General features: G+C 66.0%; 14 protein-coding genes. 9 read left to right on the top strand and 5 right to left on the bottom strand.

Going from position 1 to position 14580, the window contains the following annotated elements:
* Window positions 1-39: 39 nt before the first annotated feature.
* From PSK12I2_RS0113665 to PSK12I2_RS0113650, 4 genes are all read right to left on the bottom strand, one after another.
* Entirely contained in the window at window positions 40-1800 is a 1761-nt protein-coding gene (locus PSK12I2_RS0113665) for a hypothetical protein (RefSeq protein ID WP_037007721.1), read from the bottom strand.
* A 67-nt stretch (window positions 1801-1867) separates the two neighbouring features.
* Window positions 1868-2776 (bottom strand): archaetidylserine decarboxylase, encoded by a 909-nt coding sequence (gene asd, locus PSK12I2_RS0113660; RefSeq protein WP_027598851.1) that lies wholly within the window; start codon window positions 2774-2776, stop codon window positions 1868-1870.
* Between the two features lie 16 nt (window positions 2777-2792).
* On the bottom strand, window positions 2793-3602 hold the full coding sequence (locus tag PSK12I2_RS0113655; protein WP_027598850.1) for a rhodanese-like domain-containing protein: 810 nt from the start codon (window positions 3600-3602) through the stop codon (window positions 2793-2795).
* A 59-nt stretch (window positions 3603-3661) separates the two neighbouring features.
* On the bottom strand, window positions 3662-5179 hold the full coding sequence (locus tag PSK12I2_RS0113650) for an HDOD domain-containing protein (RefSeq protein ID WP_027598849.1): 1518 nt from the start codon (window positions 5177-5179) through the stop codon (window positions 3662-3664).
* A gap of 117 nt (window positions 5180-5296) precedes the next feature.
* Between PSK12I2_RS0113650 and motA the strand changes: the two genes are divergently transcribed.
* From motA to PSK12I2_RS0113635, 3 genes are all read left to right on the top strand, one after another.
* Window positions 5297-6148: a flagellar motor stator protein MotA gene (motA, locus tag PSK12I2_RS0113645; protein ID WP_027598848.1), complete on the top strand. Its 852-nt coding sequence runs from the start codon at window positions 5297-5299 to the stop codon at window positions 6146-6148.
* On the top strand, window positions 6148-7308 hold the full coding sequence (locus PSK12I2_RS0113640) for a flagellar motor protein MotB (protein WP_027598847.1): 1161 nt from the start codon (window positions 6148-6150) through the stop codon (window positions 7306-7308). The genes motA and PSK12I2_RS0113640 overlap by 1 nt, the downstream gene beginning before the upstream one ends.
* A 163-nt stretch (window positions 7309-7471) precedes the next feature.
* Complete coding sequence (locus tag PSK12I2_RS0113635) at window positions 7472-8071, top strand: nitroreductase family protein (protein WP_027598846.1); 600 nt, start codon at window positions 7472-7474, stop codon at window positions 8069-8071.
* Between the two features lie 48 nt (window positions 8072-8119).
* On the opposite strand, the gene rsgA is transcribed toward PSK12I2_RS0113635, so the two are convergent.
* Window positions 8120-9142, bottom strand: coding sequence for a small ribosomal subunit biogenesis GTPase RsgA (gene rsgA / locus PSK12I2_RS0113630; RefSeq protein ID WP_007161170.1), 1023 nt, complete (start codon window positions 9140-9142; stop codon window positions 8120-8122).
* A gap of 94 nt (window positions 9143-9236) precedes the next feature.
* Between rsgA and PSK12I2_RS0113625 the strand changes: the two genes are divergently transcribed.
* From PSK12I2_RS0113625 to PSK12I2_RS0113600, 6 genes are all read left to right on the top strand, one after another.
* A complete protein-coding gene (locus PSK12I2_RS0113625) occupies window positions 9237-10007 on the top strand; it encodes a class I SAM-dependent methyltransferase (protein ID WP_027598845.1) in 771 nt (256 codons plus the stop codon).
* A 50-nt stretch (window positions 10008-10057) separates the two neighbouring features.
* Entirely contained in the window at window positions 10058-10606 is a 549-nt protein-coding gene (gene orn, locus PSK12I2_RS0113620; RefSeq protein WP_027598844.1) for an oligoribonuclease, read from the top strand.
* A gap of 16 nt (window positions 10607-10622) precedes the next feature.
* Entirely contained in the window at window positions 10623-11237 is a 615-nt protein-coding gene (locus PSK12I2_RS0113615) for a trimeric intracellular cation channel family protein (protein WP_027598843.1), read from the top strand.
* A 97-nt stretch (window positions 11238-11334) separates the two neighbouring features.
* Window positions 11335-13206 (top strand): PAAR domain-containing protein, encoded by a 1872-nt coding sequence (locus PSK12I2_RS24615; RefSeq protein WP_027598842.1) that lies wholly within the window; start codon window positions 11335-11337, stop codon window positions 13204-13206.
* The gene (locus PSK12I2_RS0113605) at window positions 13203-13886 is read left to right on the top strand and encodes a DUF2931 family protein (RefSeq protein WP_027598841.1); all 684 of its coding nucleotides are present in this window, start codon (window positions 13203-13205) and stop codon (window positions 13884-13886) included. The genes PSK12I2_RS24615 and PSK12I2_RS0113605 overlap by 4 nt, the downstream gene beginning before the upstream one ends.
* 4 nt (window positions 13887-13890) lie before the next feature.
* The gene (locus tag PSK12I2_RS0113600; RefSeq protein WP_371100580.1) at window positions 13891-14577 is read left to right on the top strand and encodes a DUF2931 family protein; all 687 of its coding nucleotides are present in this window, start codon (window positions 13891-13893) and stop codon (window positions 14575-14577) included.
* The last annotated feature ends 3 nt before the right edge of the window (window positions 14578-14580 follow it).

Raw genomic sequence — 14580 nt, 5'->3', positions numbered from 1 at the left:
GTCTATTCGCGCCCTGGCGATAACGATGATTTATCGAAGCTACAGAGACTTCCACAGCGAGTCAAAGTCTTCTTCCTGCCGGGCGCCACCGCCGGCAGGGCCGCCGCTGGGCTGAGCGCCGCTCTGTTCCAGCAGGTGATATTCGAAGACGCTGAAGCTCACCGTCATGCTGCGACGCCGGTCGAGCATGCCGCGCTGCTCGTTGCCCTGCTGATTGATCTGCACCTTGCTGCCCTCCTGAAAGGGTAGTCGCGGCGCGATCAGGGTCGGCGCCTGGTCGATGGCCTTGATCTCCGGCAGCAGCAGGGCACGCAGGTACTGACTGTTCTGCTCGGCCTTGCGCAGCAGCTGCAGCCCGCAGGGCCGTGCGGTGGGGGCCAGCAGTTCGACGCCCATGTGGGTTCCGCTGCCGGGCACCTGGCGTACCCAGCGCACCACCGCCGGGCCCCAGTTGTGATCCTCGGGCAGGCGCACGCCGAGCAGTTCGCCGGCCTGCAGCTGCTCGGGGACCTCGCCGCTCCAGCTCAGGCAATAGCCGCCCGGACTGTGATTGACCACCTGCACCGCATGGATCGGAAAGGCCGGACTGGCCGCCTCGCCGTCGCCGGGCAGGACGTCGTAATGGATTTCTTCCAGGGACTCGGCGCTCCAGTCCAGGGCGTCGGGTGCGCGGGTATCGGCATCGAAGGCCAGCGACCAGACGTCTTCCTTGGGCTTGGGCGCGAAGGCGTCCGGCACGGCCTGCGCGGACAGGCGCAGGGTGTCGGCGAACACCTGCCCCCCCGCGAGCTGGTAGTGCAGGGCGCTCATGCCGATGCAGACCTGCACCTGGCCCTGGCCGGGCATGCGCTGGAAGGCGCGGTCCGCTTCCTGGCCCCAGGCGCCGACCAGGTGCTGCAGCAGATCCAGGGACAGGTCGCCATGCACCGGCAGGCGCGCGCGCGGCCGCTGCTCCGGCGCCAGCGCCAAGTAGTCCTCGATGGCCTGCACCAGTTGTTGCGGCGCAAGACCGAGCAGACCGTTGAGATTGGCTTCACGCAACAGCGAACGATAACGCGGCGGGGCGTCGATCTGCGGCGCCACCACCATCAGGGTGCCGTTCTGTTCGGGCCCTTGCAGGCGGATCAGGCTGGCCCAGTCGTCCAGGTGCAGGGTCAGCTGGGCGATATGGCTCTGGCGCAGCTGGTTGCAGCGCGCGGCACCAAACAGCAGGGCGGCGCCATAGGCCTGGGTGATGGTCTGGCTGCCGTCGCCGGGCAGCAGTTCGTCGCGAATCTTCTGGTTGTGCAGGCCGGTGGTCACTGCCAGCCGATAGAGCTGGTGCAGCTCCAGCCAGAGGTTGTCGTGCACCGGGGTATAGAGCTGGGCGGCGCGGATCAGCGGCCCGAGCAGCGCGCGTAGGGCGCGCTGGATGGCGGTGGCCAGCAAGGTGCTGCGTTCGCCGCGCTCGCTTTCCTCGACCACGATCAGCTTGTAGCCGGCGGCCAGCAGGTTCTGCAGGGCCTGGCAGAGATTGGCCACCTTGCGCGAGCGCTCGTCGAGCACGATGGCCTGGTTGAGCACATGACGTTCGAGCTGCTGGCAGACCCGCTGCACGTCCGAGCGCAGGGCTTCGAGCAGGCGCAGGCGCGCTTCCGGCGTCAGGATCAGCCGGTTGAGTTCCAGCAGGCCCTGATAGAGCAGTCGGGCGAATTCGCCCAGCTTGGCCCGTGGCAATTGCTCCAGCCAGCGCTTGAGGCCGGCCGGGGTGGCGTCACAAAACGTCAGGCTGCGCTGATCGGGCGTCGGTACCCGCAACATGAGCTGTGGCCTTTTGCTATCCATTCGCCGCGCATACTCCTGGTTCGATGGGCAATGAACCGCGCATCTAGGCGAGAGGCCCTGGCTCGGAAACGGTGGTCAAGGGGGCCGGCGTGGTCGGAACCCCCAGCAGTTGCCCCATGTTGACGGTGGACAGCGCGCCGAGTTCAGCGGACCAGTTCACCGCGTCCGGGCCGAACAGCACGATGGCGGTGGAGCCCAGCTTGAAGCGCCCCAGCTCGTCGCCGGTACGCAGGGTGATGGGCGCGCGGGCGGCCTCGTCGTAGGCAAAGCTCTTGAGTTCGCGCTTGGGCGGCGTGACCAGGCCGGCCCACACCGTCTCGATGCTGGCGACGATCATGGCGCCGACCAGGATGACCGCCATGGGGCCCACGGCGGTATCGAAGATGCAGACCACCCGCTCGTTGCGGGCGAACAGCTCGGGCACGTTCTCGGCGGTGAGCTGGTTGACCGAGAAGATGCGGCCGGGCACATAGACCATCTCCTTCAAGGTACCGGTGAGCGGCATGTGCACCCGGTGGTAGTCCTTGGGCGACAGGTAGATGGTGGCGAAATGGCCGCCCATGAAGGGCGCGGCGCGCAGGCCGTCGCCGCCGAGCAGCTCCAGCAGGCTGTAGCTGTGGCCCTTGGCCTGGAAGATGCGGCCGTGCTCGATGCGACCGAGCTGGCTGATGGCGCCGTCGCTCGGGCTCACCACCACGCCGGCTTCGGCCGGCAGCGGACGGGCGCCGGGCTTGAGGGCGCGGGTGAAGAAGGCGTTGAAGTTCTCGTAGGCGGTGGGGTCTTCCACCTGGGCCTGGCGCATGTCGACGTCATAGTGACGGACGAACCAGCGGGTCAGCAGATTCTTGAACCAGGGCGCCCGGCACTCGGCGAAGCCGCCGATCACCCGCGACAGCAGATGGTGCGGCAGCAGGTGCTGGGCGAGGATGAACAGTCGGTCTTGCAGTTTCATGGGAGGTCCTTGGCAGTCATTCGATGGGGGTGTCGGGGTGGTTGCCCCATTCGCCCCAGGAGCCGGCATAGGCTTTGACCCGCGGATAGCCCAGGGCCTTGGCCGCGAGGTAGGTGAAGCCGGATCGGTGATGGGTCTGGCAGTGGGTGATGATTTCCTTGTCGCGGGTGATGCCCAGGCGTTCGAGCTCGGCGCCCAGGTCCTCGCGGATGCGCAGTTGGCGCTCGCGATCCATGCCGGCGGTCCACTCGAAGTTGATCGCCCCGGGAATATGGCCACCACGGGCGGTCAGCACCTTTTCGCCACGGTATTCGTCGGCGCCGCGGGCGTCCCAGATGGCCAGGTCCTCGGCGCCCAGCCGGCTCTGTAGATAGGCGCGGCTGGCGGTGGGCTCCTCGTGCAGGGTCAGGGCGACCGGTGCCCCGGCTGGCGCGGGCACCACGGTGCTCAGCGGCAGGCCGGCGGCGATCCAGCCCTGGCGGCCGCCGTTGAGGTAGTGATAGTGGCCGTGCCCGATGACATCGAGCAGCCAGATGAAGCGTCCGGCCCAGCCGCCGCCTTCGTCGTCATAGACCACGTAGACGGCTTCGTCGCGCTGGCCCAGTTCGCCGAACAGCTGCTCCAGGTCCGCCTGGGCCGGCAGCAGACCGGGCGCCGGCTTGCTGCCCAGCTGGGTGCGGGCGGGCGCGACATGGCGCGCGCCGGGCAGATGGCCCTCGGCATAGTGGGCGGCGCTGCAGAGATCCACCAGGATGAGTTCGGGCGCATCCAGGCGCGCCGCGAGATCGGCCGGTTCGATCACCAGGGGCAGGGCGGAAAAGGGCATCGCGGATTTCCCGTCGGTCCGTAGCAAAGGTGAAGTGTACCGAGGTTGACCGGCCAGCGTCAGGTCGGTCGTACCCGCGGACGATTGGCGAAGGTGCCGATGGCGCGCTCGATGCAGGTGAAGGTCTTGTCCAGCGCCGCGGTCCGACGGGGATCCTCCGGCTGCAGTTCGCTGTCCAGGATCGCCAGCAGCACCACCCGCTCGCCAAAGCCCAGACTGCGCAGCCAGAGCCGTTCGTTGCTGAACAGCCGGCGCAGATCGGCGGGCAGGTGTGGCGCGAAACGCGCGCGGTTGCCGTCATCGATGCGCAACTGGCCGGGGCTGCCGAACAGCTTGGCCAGCAGCGGATGGCTGGCGATGTCCAGTTGCAGGCCGGGGGCGTCGTCCAGGCCATGGTGCAGCTGGACATTGCCCTTCTGGCCGTTGCGATCCGGGGTCAGCAGCAGCAGCCGCGGCAGGCCGCAGGCCACCAGCGCCTGGCGGGCGCAATCGAACAGCTGGGGCAGGGTGGCGAAGGCGCTGGGCGTGTGCAGCAACTGCTCGCAGAGTCCGCGCCAGCGCTGCGCCTGACTCTCGCTGGCGACCTGGACCCGGGGCACCGGCTTGAGGCGCCGTTCGCCCGGCGGCCAGACCAGGCCTTCGGCCGGGTGCCAGAGGCCGGGTCGGGCATGGCGCTGGGCGTCCTGCACCGCCAGTTCGTGGCTGCGACTCTGCACCCGTGCCAGTGGCAGTTGCAGGTAGAGGGCGCTGAAGCGCTGCCAGCGCAGGGTGTGGGGACCGTCCCAGGCATGGTGGCTGGCCAGCGCCAGGCCGTTGGCCAGGAGGATGGTGTTGCCGGGATGGGTCAGCCAGCGCCGTAGCGTGGGGTCGTCGTCGAGGCGCTGCTGCTGTTCGAGGGGATCGTCGCCATGGGCGATGTGCAACGCCCTGACCAGTTGCCGGCGATCCTGGTCCAGCAGCCGATAGCCTTCGACGATCCACTCGGGCAGCTGCCAGTGACGGGCCAGCGCCTGGCACAGGCGGATCGCCGGCACGCCGAGCAGCTCGCGCTCGACCTTTATCGCCGGTTCGCCTTCGCCCAGCACCCGCCGCTCCCATTCCTCGAAGAGTTCCGGATAGCGGGTCGCCAGCGGCCAGAGCGGCGCCAGAAAGAGCAGGGCGGCCAGGCGGATGTCCGGCCACAGTCGCGCCAGGGGCACGCCGAACAGGCCCAGCCCCAGGGTCATGGCGTGCTGGCTGACCAGGCACAGCTGGCGCAGCGGACGCGGCAGGCGTTCCTCGGCCAGGGTCGGCTGGCGGGCGATCAGGTATTCCGCCGGGCCGAGTCCGACGCGGCCGAGCACGGCTTCCAGACTGGCGGCCGGATCGCCGAGGCTGGCATGGCCGCGATTGGCCTCGCGCAGCAGGGCCAGCGCCAGGGGGGGTGACTCGCAGAGCCGTTCGGCGATCTCATGCAACGCCAGACGGCCATCGGCCAGGGCGCGGCGCAGACGCTCCGCGGTGGCGGTGGCCACCGGCAGGCGCACGCCTTCCAGGTGTTTGACCCAGTCTTCGACGGTGTTCGGGCGGCTGGACATACGACGGTCGCCTTGAAATTTGATGAAAGGCCTTCAGTCCGGGGCGCCGGGTCCGATAAAGGGGGCGTGAGGGTGATTCCCCGGCTCAATTTTCCTTAGCACACAGTATTCCCAACCATGGCAAAAATCATCGGCATCATCGTGATATTCGCGGCTGTCCTCGGCGGCTACATCCTCGCGCATGGCAAGATCGCTGCGATCATCCAGCCGCTCGAGGTTCTGATCATCGGCGGTGCCGCCCTGGGGGCCTTCCTGCAGGCCAACCCGGGCAGCACCTTCATGCAGGTGTTCAAGAAGTCGCTGAAGATGTTTGGCAATCGCTTCACCCACGCCTTCTACCTGGACGTGCTGAAGCTGCTCTACGAGATCCTCAACAAGAGCCGGCGCGAGGGCATGATGTCCATCGAGGCGGATGTCGAGGATCCCAAGGCGAGTCCGATCTTCAGCAAGTACCCGAACATCCTCAAGGATGAGCGGATGACCGCCTACATCGCCGACTACCTGCGGCTGATGTCCTCCGGCAACATGGCGCCCCACGAGCTGGAAGGCCTGTTCGACATGGAACTGGCCGGCATCAAGGAAGAGCTGGAGCATCCGTCCCACGCGGTATCGCGGGTCGCTGACGGCCTGCCCGGCTTCGGCATCGTCGCCGCGGTACTGGGCATCGTGATCACCATGGGCATGCTCGGCGAGGGCGACCAGGCGGCCATCGGTGGCCACGTGGGTGCGGCCCTGGTGGGGACCTTCCTCGGTATTCTCGCGGCCTACGGCTTCTTCGGTCCGCTGGCGACCTGCCTGGAGCACGACGCCAAGGAAGAACTCAATGTGCTGGAGGCCATCAAGGCCTGCCTGGTCGCCGCTGCCAGCGGCATGCCGCCCACCGTCGCCGTGGAATTCGGCCGCAAGGTGCTGTTCCCGGCGCACCGGCCGTCCTTCAGTGAACTCGAGCAGGCGATGCGGGGCAGCTGATGGACAACAACCAGCCGATCATCGTCAAGCGCGTCAAGAAGAGCGCCGCCGGCCACCACGGCGGCGCCTGGAAGATCGCCTTCGCCGACTTCGCCACCGCCATGATGGCGTTCTTCCTGGTGCTCTGGCTGATGTCCTCGGCCACCCCGGAACAGAAGAAGGCCATCGCCGGCTACTTCCAGGATCCGATCGGCTTCACCGAAAGCGCCAGCCCCTATGTCATCGACCTGGGCGGTACGCCGACGCCGGCGCCCGACCGCACCCTGAATCCCGAGATCCAGGCGCAACCGGATTCGACCCAGAACAAGGTCAACCCGGACATGGAGGAGCGCGCCGACCCCAACGATTCCAACCGGGTGCAGCCCGACCCGACCCAGGCGCCGGACAGTTCGCCGGATCGCCAGCCGAATGCGGCGGCGCAGAAGGATCAGAACCAGCAGGCCCAGAAGATGGATGCCAGCCAGGCGGAGAAGATCGCCGAGCAGGTCGACAAGGAGCGCCTGGAGCTGTTGCTGCAGGAGCTGCAGAACAAGATCGAGCAGAATCCGGAATTGCAGAAGTTCAAGGACCAGATCCTGCTGGAAATCACCCAGGACGGCCTGCGCATCCAGATCGTCGATGCCGAGAACCGGCCGATGTTCGACTCCGGCAGTCCGCGGCTGAAGTCCTATTTCGAGGACATCCTGCTGGCCATGGCCGACACCATTCGCCAGGTGCCGAACAAGATCAGCATCAGCGGCCATACCGATGCGGCGCGCTACAACGGCAAGGGCGACTTCAGCAACTGGGAGCTGTCCGCCGGTCGTGCCAACGCCGCCCGCCGGGCGCTGATCGCCGGTGGCTATCCGGAAGAGCAGGTGGCGCGGATCGTCGGCTATGCCTCCTCGGCCCCCTTCGATCGCGAGCATCCGCTCAATCCGGTCAACCGTCGCATCGACATCATCGTGCTGACCAAGAAGGCCCAGCAGGCCATCGAGGGGCGCGCCGGCGGCAACCAGGCACCCAAGCCCGCGGCCGGCGCCGCCCCGACGGCGAGCCGGAGCGGGGTCTCCAGCGGTGGCGTCAGCGCCACCGGCAACCTGGCGCAACCCATCAACAACGCGGCCTTCAAGCAGCAGATCAATGCCTTCGATGCGGGTGTCATCCAGAGCAAGCCCTGAACGGTCGCGCTGATAGATAGGAAAATTCGCTGCTAGCGTTCGGTTTTTTCGTCCGTTGACGTGAAGACGGCTGGTTAAGCTGCAGGGGTTTCATGACGGATCGGGCACCTTGCGCCCTCGTGCGCGGTCTCCCGATCTCCGATTCCCTTGCAGGAGCCTTCCGATGAGCAACGCCTTTATCGACACCATCAAGCGCCGCCGCAGCCAGTACGCGCTGGGCAAGAATCTGCCGCTGGCCCAGGACCAGGTCACCGCGCTGATCCAGGAGGCCGTCAAGCTGTCGCCCTCCGCCTTCAATTCGCAGAGTTCGCGCGCGGTGATCCTGTTCGGCGCCGAGAGCGACAAGTTCTGGGGCTTCGTCATGCAGGCGCTGCGGCAGATCGTGCCGGCCGACGCCTTCGCCGCCACCGAAGGCAAGATCAACAGCTTCGCCGCCGGTGCCGGCACCGTGCTGTTCTACGAGGATCGGCATGTGGTCGCCGGCCTGCAGGACAAGTATCCGGCCTACGCCGACAACTTCCCGATCTGGTCGGAGCAGGCCAGCGGTATCGCCCAGTTCTCGGTGTGGACGGCCCTGGCCAATGCCGGTATCGGCGCCAGCCTGCAGCACTACAATCCGCTGCCCGACGCCCTGGCCGCCGCCGAGTGGAAGCTGCCGGAGACCTGGCACCTGCGCGCCCAGATGCCCTTCGGCTCCAACGAAGGCGACTTCCCCGAGAAGGGCTTCATGGACGACGCCGAGCGCTTCCGCGTCCTTGGCTGATGGTCCTCGACTGATAGAGCAAAACGCCGGGCTTGCCCGGCGTTTTGCTTAGTAGCGCGACTCGCCTTCGAGGCTGGCCAGGATATGCCGGTAACTGGCCATCCGCTGCGGATGGATGTCACCGCGCTCCAGGGCAGCGAGCAGGGCGCAACCGGGCTCCCGCTCATGCTTGCAGTCGCGGAAACGGCAGTGGCCCAGGTAGTCGCCGAATTCCTTGAAGCCAGCTTCGACATCATCACGGCTGACGTGACTGAGGCCGAATTCGCGGATGCCGGGCGAGTCGATCAGGTCGCCGCCGTCGGGAAAGTGGAAGAGCCGGGCGGTGGTAGTGGTGTGGGTGCCCTTGTTGGTCAGCTCGGACAGCGGGCCGACGCGGGTATCGACTCCCGGCAGCAGGGCATTCACCAGCGACGACTTGCCCACCCCGGACTGACCGACGAAGACACTGACGTGCTCGTCCAGGGCACTCTTGAGCTGGTCCATGCTCAGGCCATTGTGGGCCGAGACCTCCAGCAGCGGATAGTCCAGTTCGCGGTAGATGCCCAGCAGGTCGTCCAGCGCCGGGCCGTTGTGCTCGTCGATCAGGTCGGCCTTGTTGAGCAGCAGCAGCGGCTGGATGCCGGCGTGCTCGGCGGCCACCAGGTAGCGGTCGATGAGGTTGGCGTGGGGCGTGGGCAGCGGGGCGAAGACGATCACCAGGCGGTCGACGTTGGCCGCCACCGGCTTGAGCAGGCCGCGCATGTCCGGCCGGCAGATTTCCGAACGCCGCGGCAGCTGGGCGACGATGACGCCATTGCCCTGGAGGCTGGCGCGAAACACCACCCGGTCGCCGGTGACCAGGGTCGGCAGGTTGGCACGCAGGTGACAGCGCTGCAGCTGGCCGTCGTCATCCTCGACCTCCACCTGAACGCCGAAGTGGGCGATCACCAGGCCCTGTTGCTCCGGGCCCAGGTCGCCGCCCTCGAGTTCGTCGATCAGCTTGGATTCGCGCTTTTCCGCGCGGGCGGCGCGTTCGGTCTGGATTTTCTCGATCCGCCAGCTCTGGCGACGGGTCAGGTGGCGTTTGGCCATGGGATGTCCGCGGGTTTCAGGACCGCTGAGTCTAGCATTGGCCGCCTCCCCCGGATTACCTAAACTTGGCGTACCTCGTCGCTTCGGAGCCCCCATGCTGGCCCATCTCGCCTCGCGCTATCCGCTGTTGCTGGCCGTGCTGGTGCAACTGGCCGCCCTGGTGGTCGCCGTCGTCGGCATCCGCCTGTGGGCCAGCTTCGCCGGCCAGCGCCCCTCGCTGCTGGCGCTGGTCTGCCTGCAGGCGGTACTGGCGGCCCTGCTGGGCGAGTTGCTGGGACTCGCCCGCTGGTGGGTCTTCATCAATCTGCTGTTCGCCCCGGCGCTCTATCTGGTCAGCGGTCGCGGGCTCTCGGCGGGCATCGCCGCGCTCGGCTTCCTGCTGCTGCTGCTGCTGAACTGGAACAGCCTGCGCGAGCGGGTACCGCTCTATCTCACCGGCCGTCAGACCCGTGAGCGACTGGCCGAACTGCTCGCCGAGCGCGAGCCGACCTTTCGCTTCGTCGACCTGGGCTGCGGCCTGGGCGATACCCTGGTCGATCTTTCCAGGCGCTTTCCGCAGGCCACCTTCGTCGGCGTGGAGACCGCGCCGCTGAGCTTCGCCCTGGCCTGGCTGCGCTGCCTGCCGCGGCGCAATTGCCAGGTGCGCTATCGCGATCTCTGGCGGGTGGAGCTGGGCGAGTTCGATGTCGTCTACTGCTTTCTCTCGCCGGCGCCCATGCCACGCCTGGGCGACAAGGCCCGCACGGAGCAGCGCGCCGGCAGCTGGCTGATCAGCAACACCTTCGAGATTCCCGGCCAGCCCGCGGATCGGGTGCTGGAGGTAGGGGACCTGCGCGGCAGCCGGCTGCTGCTCTGGCACCGTTAGGTGCGCGGCAGGCACGCTGCTACACTGGTGCCATCATCAAGGAGTTCACCATGACCGCCCCCAATCCTCAGCACCTGATCTGGATCGACCTGGAAATGACCGGCCTGGATCCGGATCGGGACGTGATCATCGAGATGGCCACCATCGTCACCGACAGCGATCTCAATGTGCTGGCCGAGGGCCCGGTACTGGCCATCCACCAGTCGGACGAGATCCTGGCCGGCATGGACGAGTGGAACACCCGCCAGCACGGCGGCTCGGGCCTGACGCAGCGGGTGCGCGAAAGCACCGTCGACACCGCCCAGGCCGAGGCCCTGACCCTGGACTTCCTGCGTCAATGGGTGCCCAAGGGCAAGTCGCCGATCTGCGGCAACAGCATCTGCCAGGATCGGCGCTTTCTCTATCGCCGCATGCCGGAGCTGGAAGCCTACTTCCACTACCGCAACCTGGACGTCTCCACCCTCAAGGAACTGGCCGCGCGCTGGGCGCCCCATGTGCGTGACGGCGTGAAGAAGAGCGGCAGCCACCTGGCGCTGGACGACATCCGCGATTCCATCGCCGAGCTGCGTCACTACCGCGAGCACTTCATCAAGGTCTGACGGCCACCCGTCCGTGCTGCTGTCCATCCTCTACCTGGTCGCCATCACCGCCGAAGCCATGACCGGCGCCCTGTCCGCGGGGCGTCGCGGCATGGACCTGTTCGGCGTGGCGCTGATCGCCAGCGTCACCGCCCTCGGCGGCGGCTCGGTGCGTGATGTGCTGCTGGGGCACTATCCGCTAGGCTGGGTAAAGCACCCGGAGTACCTCGCGCTCACCGTCGGCGCGGGCCTCGCCACCGTGGCCATCGCGCGGGTCATGCGCTATCTGCGCCGGTTGTTCCTGGTGCTCGACGCCCTGGGCCTGGTGGCCTTTACCGTGATCGGCTGCCAGGTGGCCCTGGAAATGGGCCTGAGTCCGGCCATCGTCATCGTCAGCGGCACCCTGACCGGCACCTGCGGCGGCATCCTGCGCGACATCCTCTGCAACGACGTACCCCTGATCCTCAGGCGCGAGCTCTATGCCAGCGTGGCGGTACTCTCCGCCGGCTGCTACCTGCTCTGCCGCCCGTGGCTCGGCGAAGAGCAGGCACTGCTCATCACCCTGGCCGCGGGGCTGCTGCTGCGCCTGCTGGCGCTGAGATTCAACTGGCAGATGCCGACCTTCACCTATCCGGAAGATCCCCACGGCTAAGGCCGTGACGATTTGCGCGGTATCGCGCTGAAAGTCTTGTCCTAGAGCCTTTTGTGCGGCATTTTTCAGGCCCCAGTTACCGATAGGGAGATCGGTCATGTCTGGAAAGCCCGCTGCTCGCCTGGGCGACGCCGTCGCCTGCCCCAAATGTGGTTCCACCGCCCTGGTCCAGGGCTCCGCCGATGTCACCTTCGATGGCCTGCCCGCCGCGACCCTCGGCCATGCCTGCGGCTGTGGCGCGGCCCTGAGCGCCGCGGTCATCCCCAACGTCCTGATCAACGGCCGGCCTGCGGCGGTGCTCGGCAGCCTCACCAGCCATGGCGGTGTGGTGATCGGTGGTTCCGGCACCGTCATCATCGGCCTGAACGCCGGTGGCGCGGCCAAGGGCACCTGCGCAAGCCATGCAGGTGCTACCGGCCTGGCACCGGGGCAGGGCAAGCCTTCGGCGCTGCGCGACCGGGAGCGACAGGGCAGCGAGGGACCGGCCAAGCGCCCGGACAGCGCGCCCGTCGCCAGGGATGAAGTCGCCGAACAGGCGGAGCGCCCGCTGGAACAGCGCATCACCCTGCGCATCGGCGTCTTCTTCGACGGTACCGGCAACAACCTCTTCAACGCCGCCACCGGCGCCGCCTGCCGGGCGGGAGAGCAGGGGTTTAATGCCGATCAAGCCGAGAGCATCGCTCGGCGCTGCCAGGCGTTCATGGGCAATCCGGACAGCAGTTATGCCAATGCCGATACGAACATCGTGCGGTTGTATCGGCTTTATCAAGACGATACTCAGCGTGCCGTCGAGCAGGACGAAAAGTCAGCGGCTATTCCGGTCTATATCGAAGGTATCGGCACTCGGGCCGGACAACTTGATAGCGCCTTGTCGATGGGGACGGGCTTGGGTGCCAGTGGTGTGCTGGGATGTGTTCAGACGTTTCCCGCAGCCTTCGCCAAGCAGTACGTGCTGTTCCAACGCAACAACCCCGAGATTATCGTTGAAGCCGTCGAGTTCGATCTCTTTGGCTTCAGCCGAGGGGCTGCAGCTGCACGGCACTTCGTCAACGAGGTGCTCAAGACTAGCGGCGGTATTGCCGCCATGGGGTTGGCTCAGTGCTTTGCCTGGCAAAGCGCCAAGGTCAAGCTCAAGTTCATCGGCTTGTTCGATACCGTCACGGCCATAGCGGATCCCAGGCGAGGGGACTTTACCCCGACCAATATCGCCAACCCTGGCGTCAACCTCTATCTGCCGGCAGGATGTGCCGACAAGGTGGTGCATCTAGTTGCTCGTGACGAGCATCGGCGTAACTTCGCCCTCACCAGTGTTGCGCCCCAGCATCAAGAAATTGCCCTGCCGGGTGCTCATGCCGACTTAGGTGGAGGCTATGCGCCCGAGATGACCGAGCGCCTGCTGCTGACGCGACCGCGCGCCTCGCGAGAACGCTATGGCACCGACAGCCAGGCGGCCTGGAGCTATCGCCAAGCCCAGCGGGAGCTGGCGCAGTTGCAACGAGAGCCCTGGTACGACCCAGGCTCCACCACTTTGGCAATCGATACCTGGCGCAACAACTTGCCACGTACCCACGGCGAGTTGCCGGAAACCGAGGTTATCGCCGCGATCCGCCTGGAACGTCAGGTGCGCGGTGAGCTGTCCTTGGTCTACTTGCGTGTGATGCATCGCCTCGCCGTTGCCAACGGAGTGCTCCTGGCGGCCATCGATGAAGCTGATCCTGAATTACGCCTGCCCGATGAGTTGAAGGAGATTGCTACCAAGCTGCAAGCCAACGTCCAGGGTGTTCCGCTGCATATCGACCAAGCTGAGGCTCGCCTGCTGTTCGGTCGCTATGTACATCTTTCCGCTCACTGGAACGCGCTATTGGGTAAAGACCTTAGCAACCTGGGCATCTTCTTCGTCAACGCCCCTACGGCCGCTGGTAAACGCAACGTCTATCCCAACCGTCCCCAGGCAGGTTATCCCGAATGAATCGCTGGCTGCTGTGCCTTGTTCTCGCGCTCGGCCTCGCTGGCTGCCAATCCAGCGCCGTGCCAAAGCCTAAGCTTCCTTACGATGCTTGGTACCTGGGTTTTCTAGCACCCAATTACATGGAGGTCTGGTTGGAGTTGGCCAATGTCAGTGACATCGATGGCCGCTTTTTTCCTAATGCCATGGGTGGCGTAGTTGCCATGGGACAGCCCGCGAGTCTATCGGCAACTGCCACGGGCTGGCCTAAAAGAATCGGATCGGGCAAGGGTCGGTACCTGACGGGTATGAATCTGCCCCACATGGTAGCGCTACGCTGGCAATCGATGGTCGAGCCGCAGACCTATCAGGTGGTATTCGCCATCCCTGCCTGGGCGCGGGACAAAATGGTCCAACGTGTTTCAGGTCAGTGCCCAAGTGGATACCAATTTGATTATCGGGAATTTCTCACCATTGGTCTGGCACCTGGCGGCGTCGTTAAAGTGTGGATCATGGGCCCCTGCCAAGACCCCATCGAAGTTCTTACCGTCCAGGCCGAGGTTGCACCCCAAGGCCCCTATGGGGGCAAATCCAACGGCCAGTACCGACCGTTATCGCCGGTGATCAAGAGCTATGTCGAGAAGTACGGCGTCCCCTATGGCAGCTGGTGGGCGCCCATTCCCTACACCACAGTAGGGCCGTGAGAAATTGACACTGAGCCGGTGGTCGTTGGCTGTCGGCCTGCTACTGAATCTGGCGGGTTGCCAGTCTGGCGCTGCAAACAAGCTGCCCTACGACGCTTGGTACCTGGGTTTTCTAGCACCCAATTACATGGAGGTCTGGTTGGAGTTGGCCAATGTCAGTGACATCGATGGCCGCTTTTTTCCTAATGCCATGGGTGGCGTGGTTGCCATGGGACAGCCCGCGAGTCTGTCGGCGACTGCCAAGGGCTGGCCTAGGAGAATCGGGTCGGGCAAAGGCCTCTACATGACCGGGCTAGATCTGCCCTATATGGTAGCGCTGCGCTGGCAGTCAATGGTTGAGCCCCAAACCTATCAGGCGGTATTCGCCATTCCCGCCTGGGCGCGGGCAAAAATGCTCGAACGCCTGCCAGCCGAGTGTCCGGTCAGTGGTCGCACTTCGGATTATCGCAAGGACCTCACCATCGGCCTGGCGCCCGGCGGGGTGGTCAAGGTCTGGATCATGGGCCCCTGCCTCGACCCCATCGAGGTCCTGACCCTCCAGGCCGAGATCGAGCCCAAGGGGCCCTATGGCGGCAAATCCAACGGCAAGTACCGGCCACTGTCGCCGGTGGTCAAGCGCTATGTTGACAAGTACGGCGTCCCCTACGGCAGCTGGTGGGCGCCGATCCCCTACACCACGGTAGGGCCCTGAGCG

Source organism: Pseudomonas sp. MOIL14HWK12:I2 (assembly GCF_000510745.1).
Lineage (GTDB): Bacteria > Pseudomonadota > Gammaproteobacteria > Pseudomonadales > Pseudomonadaceae > Chryseomonas > Chryseomonas oryzihabitans.
The sequence above is the reverse complement of the archived record's forward strand: the minus strand, read 5'-3'. Positions and strand labels throughout refer to the sequence as shown.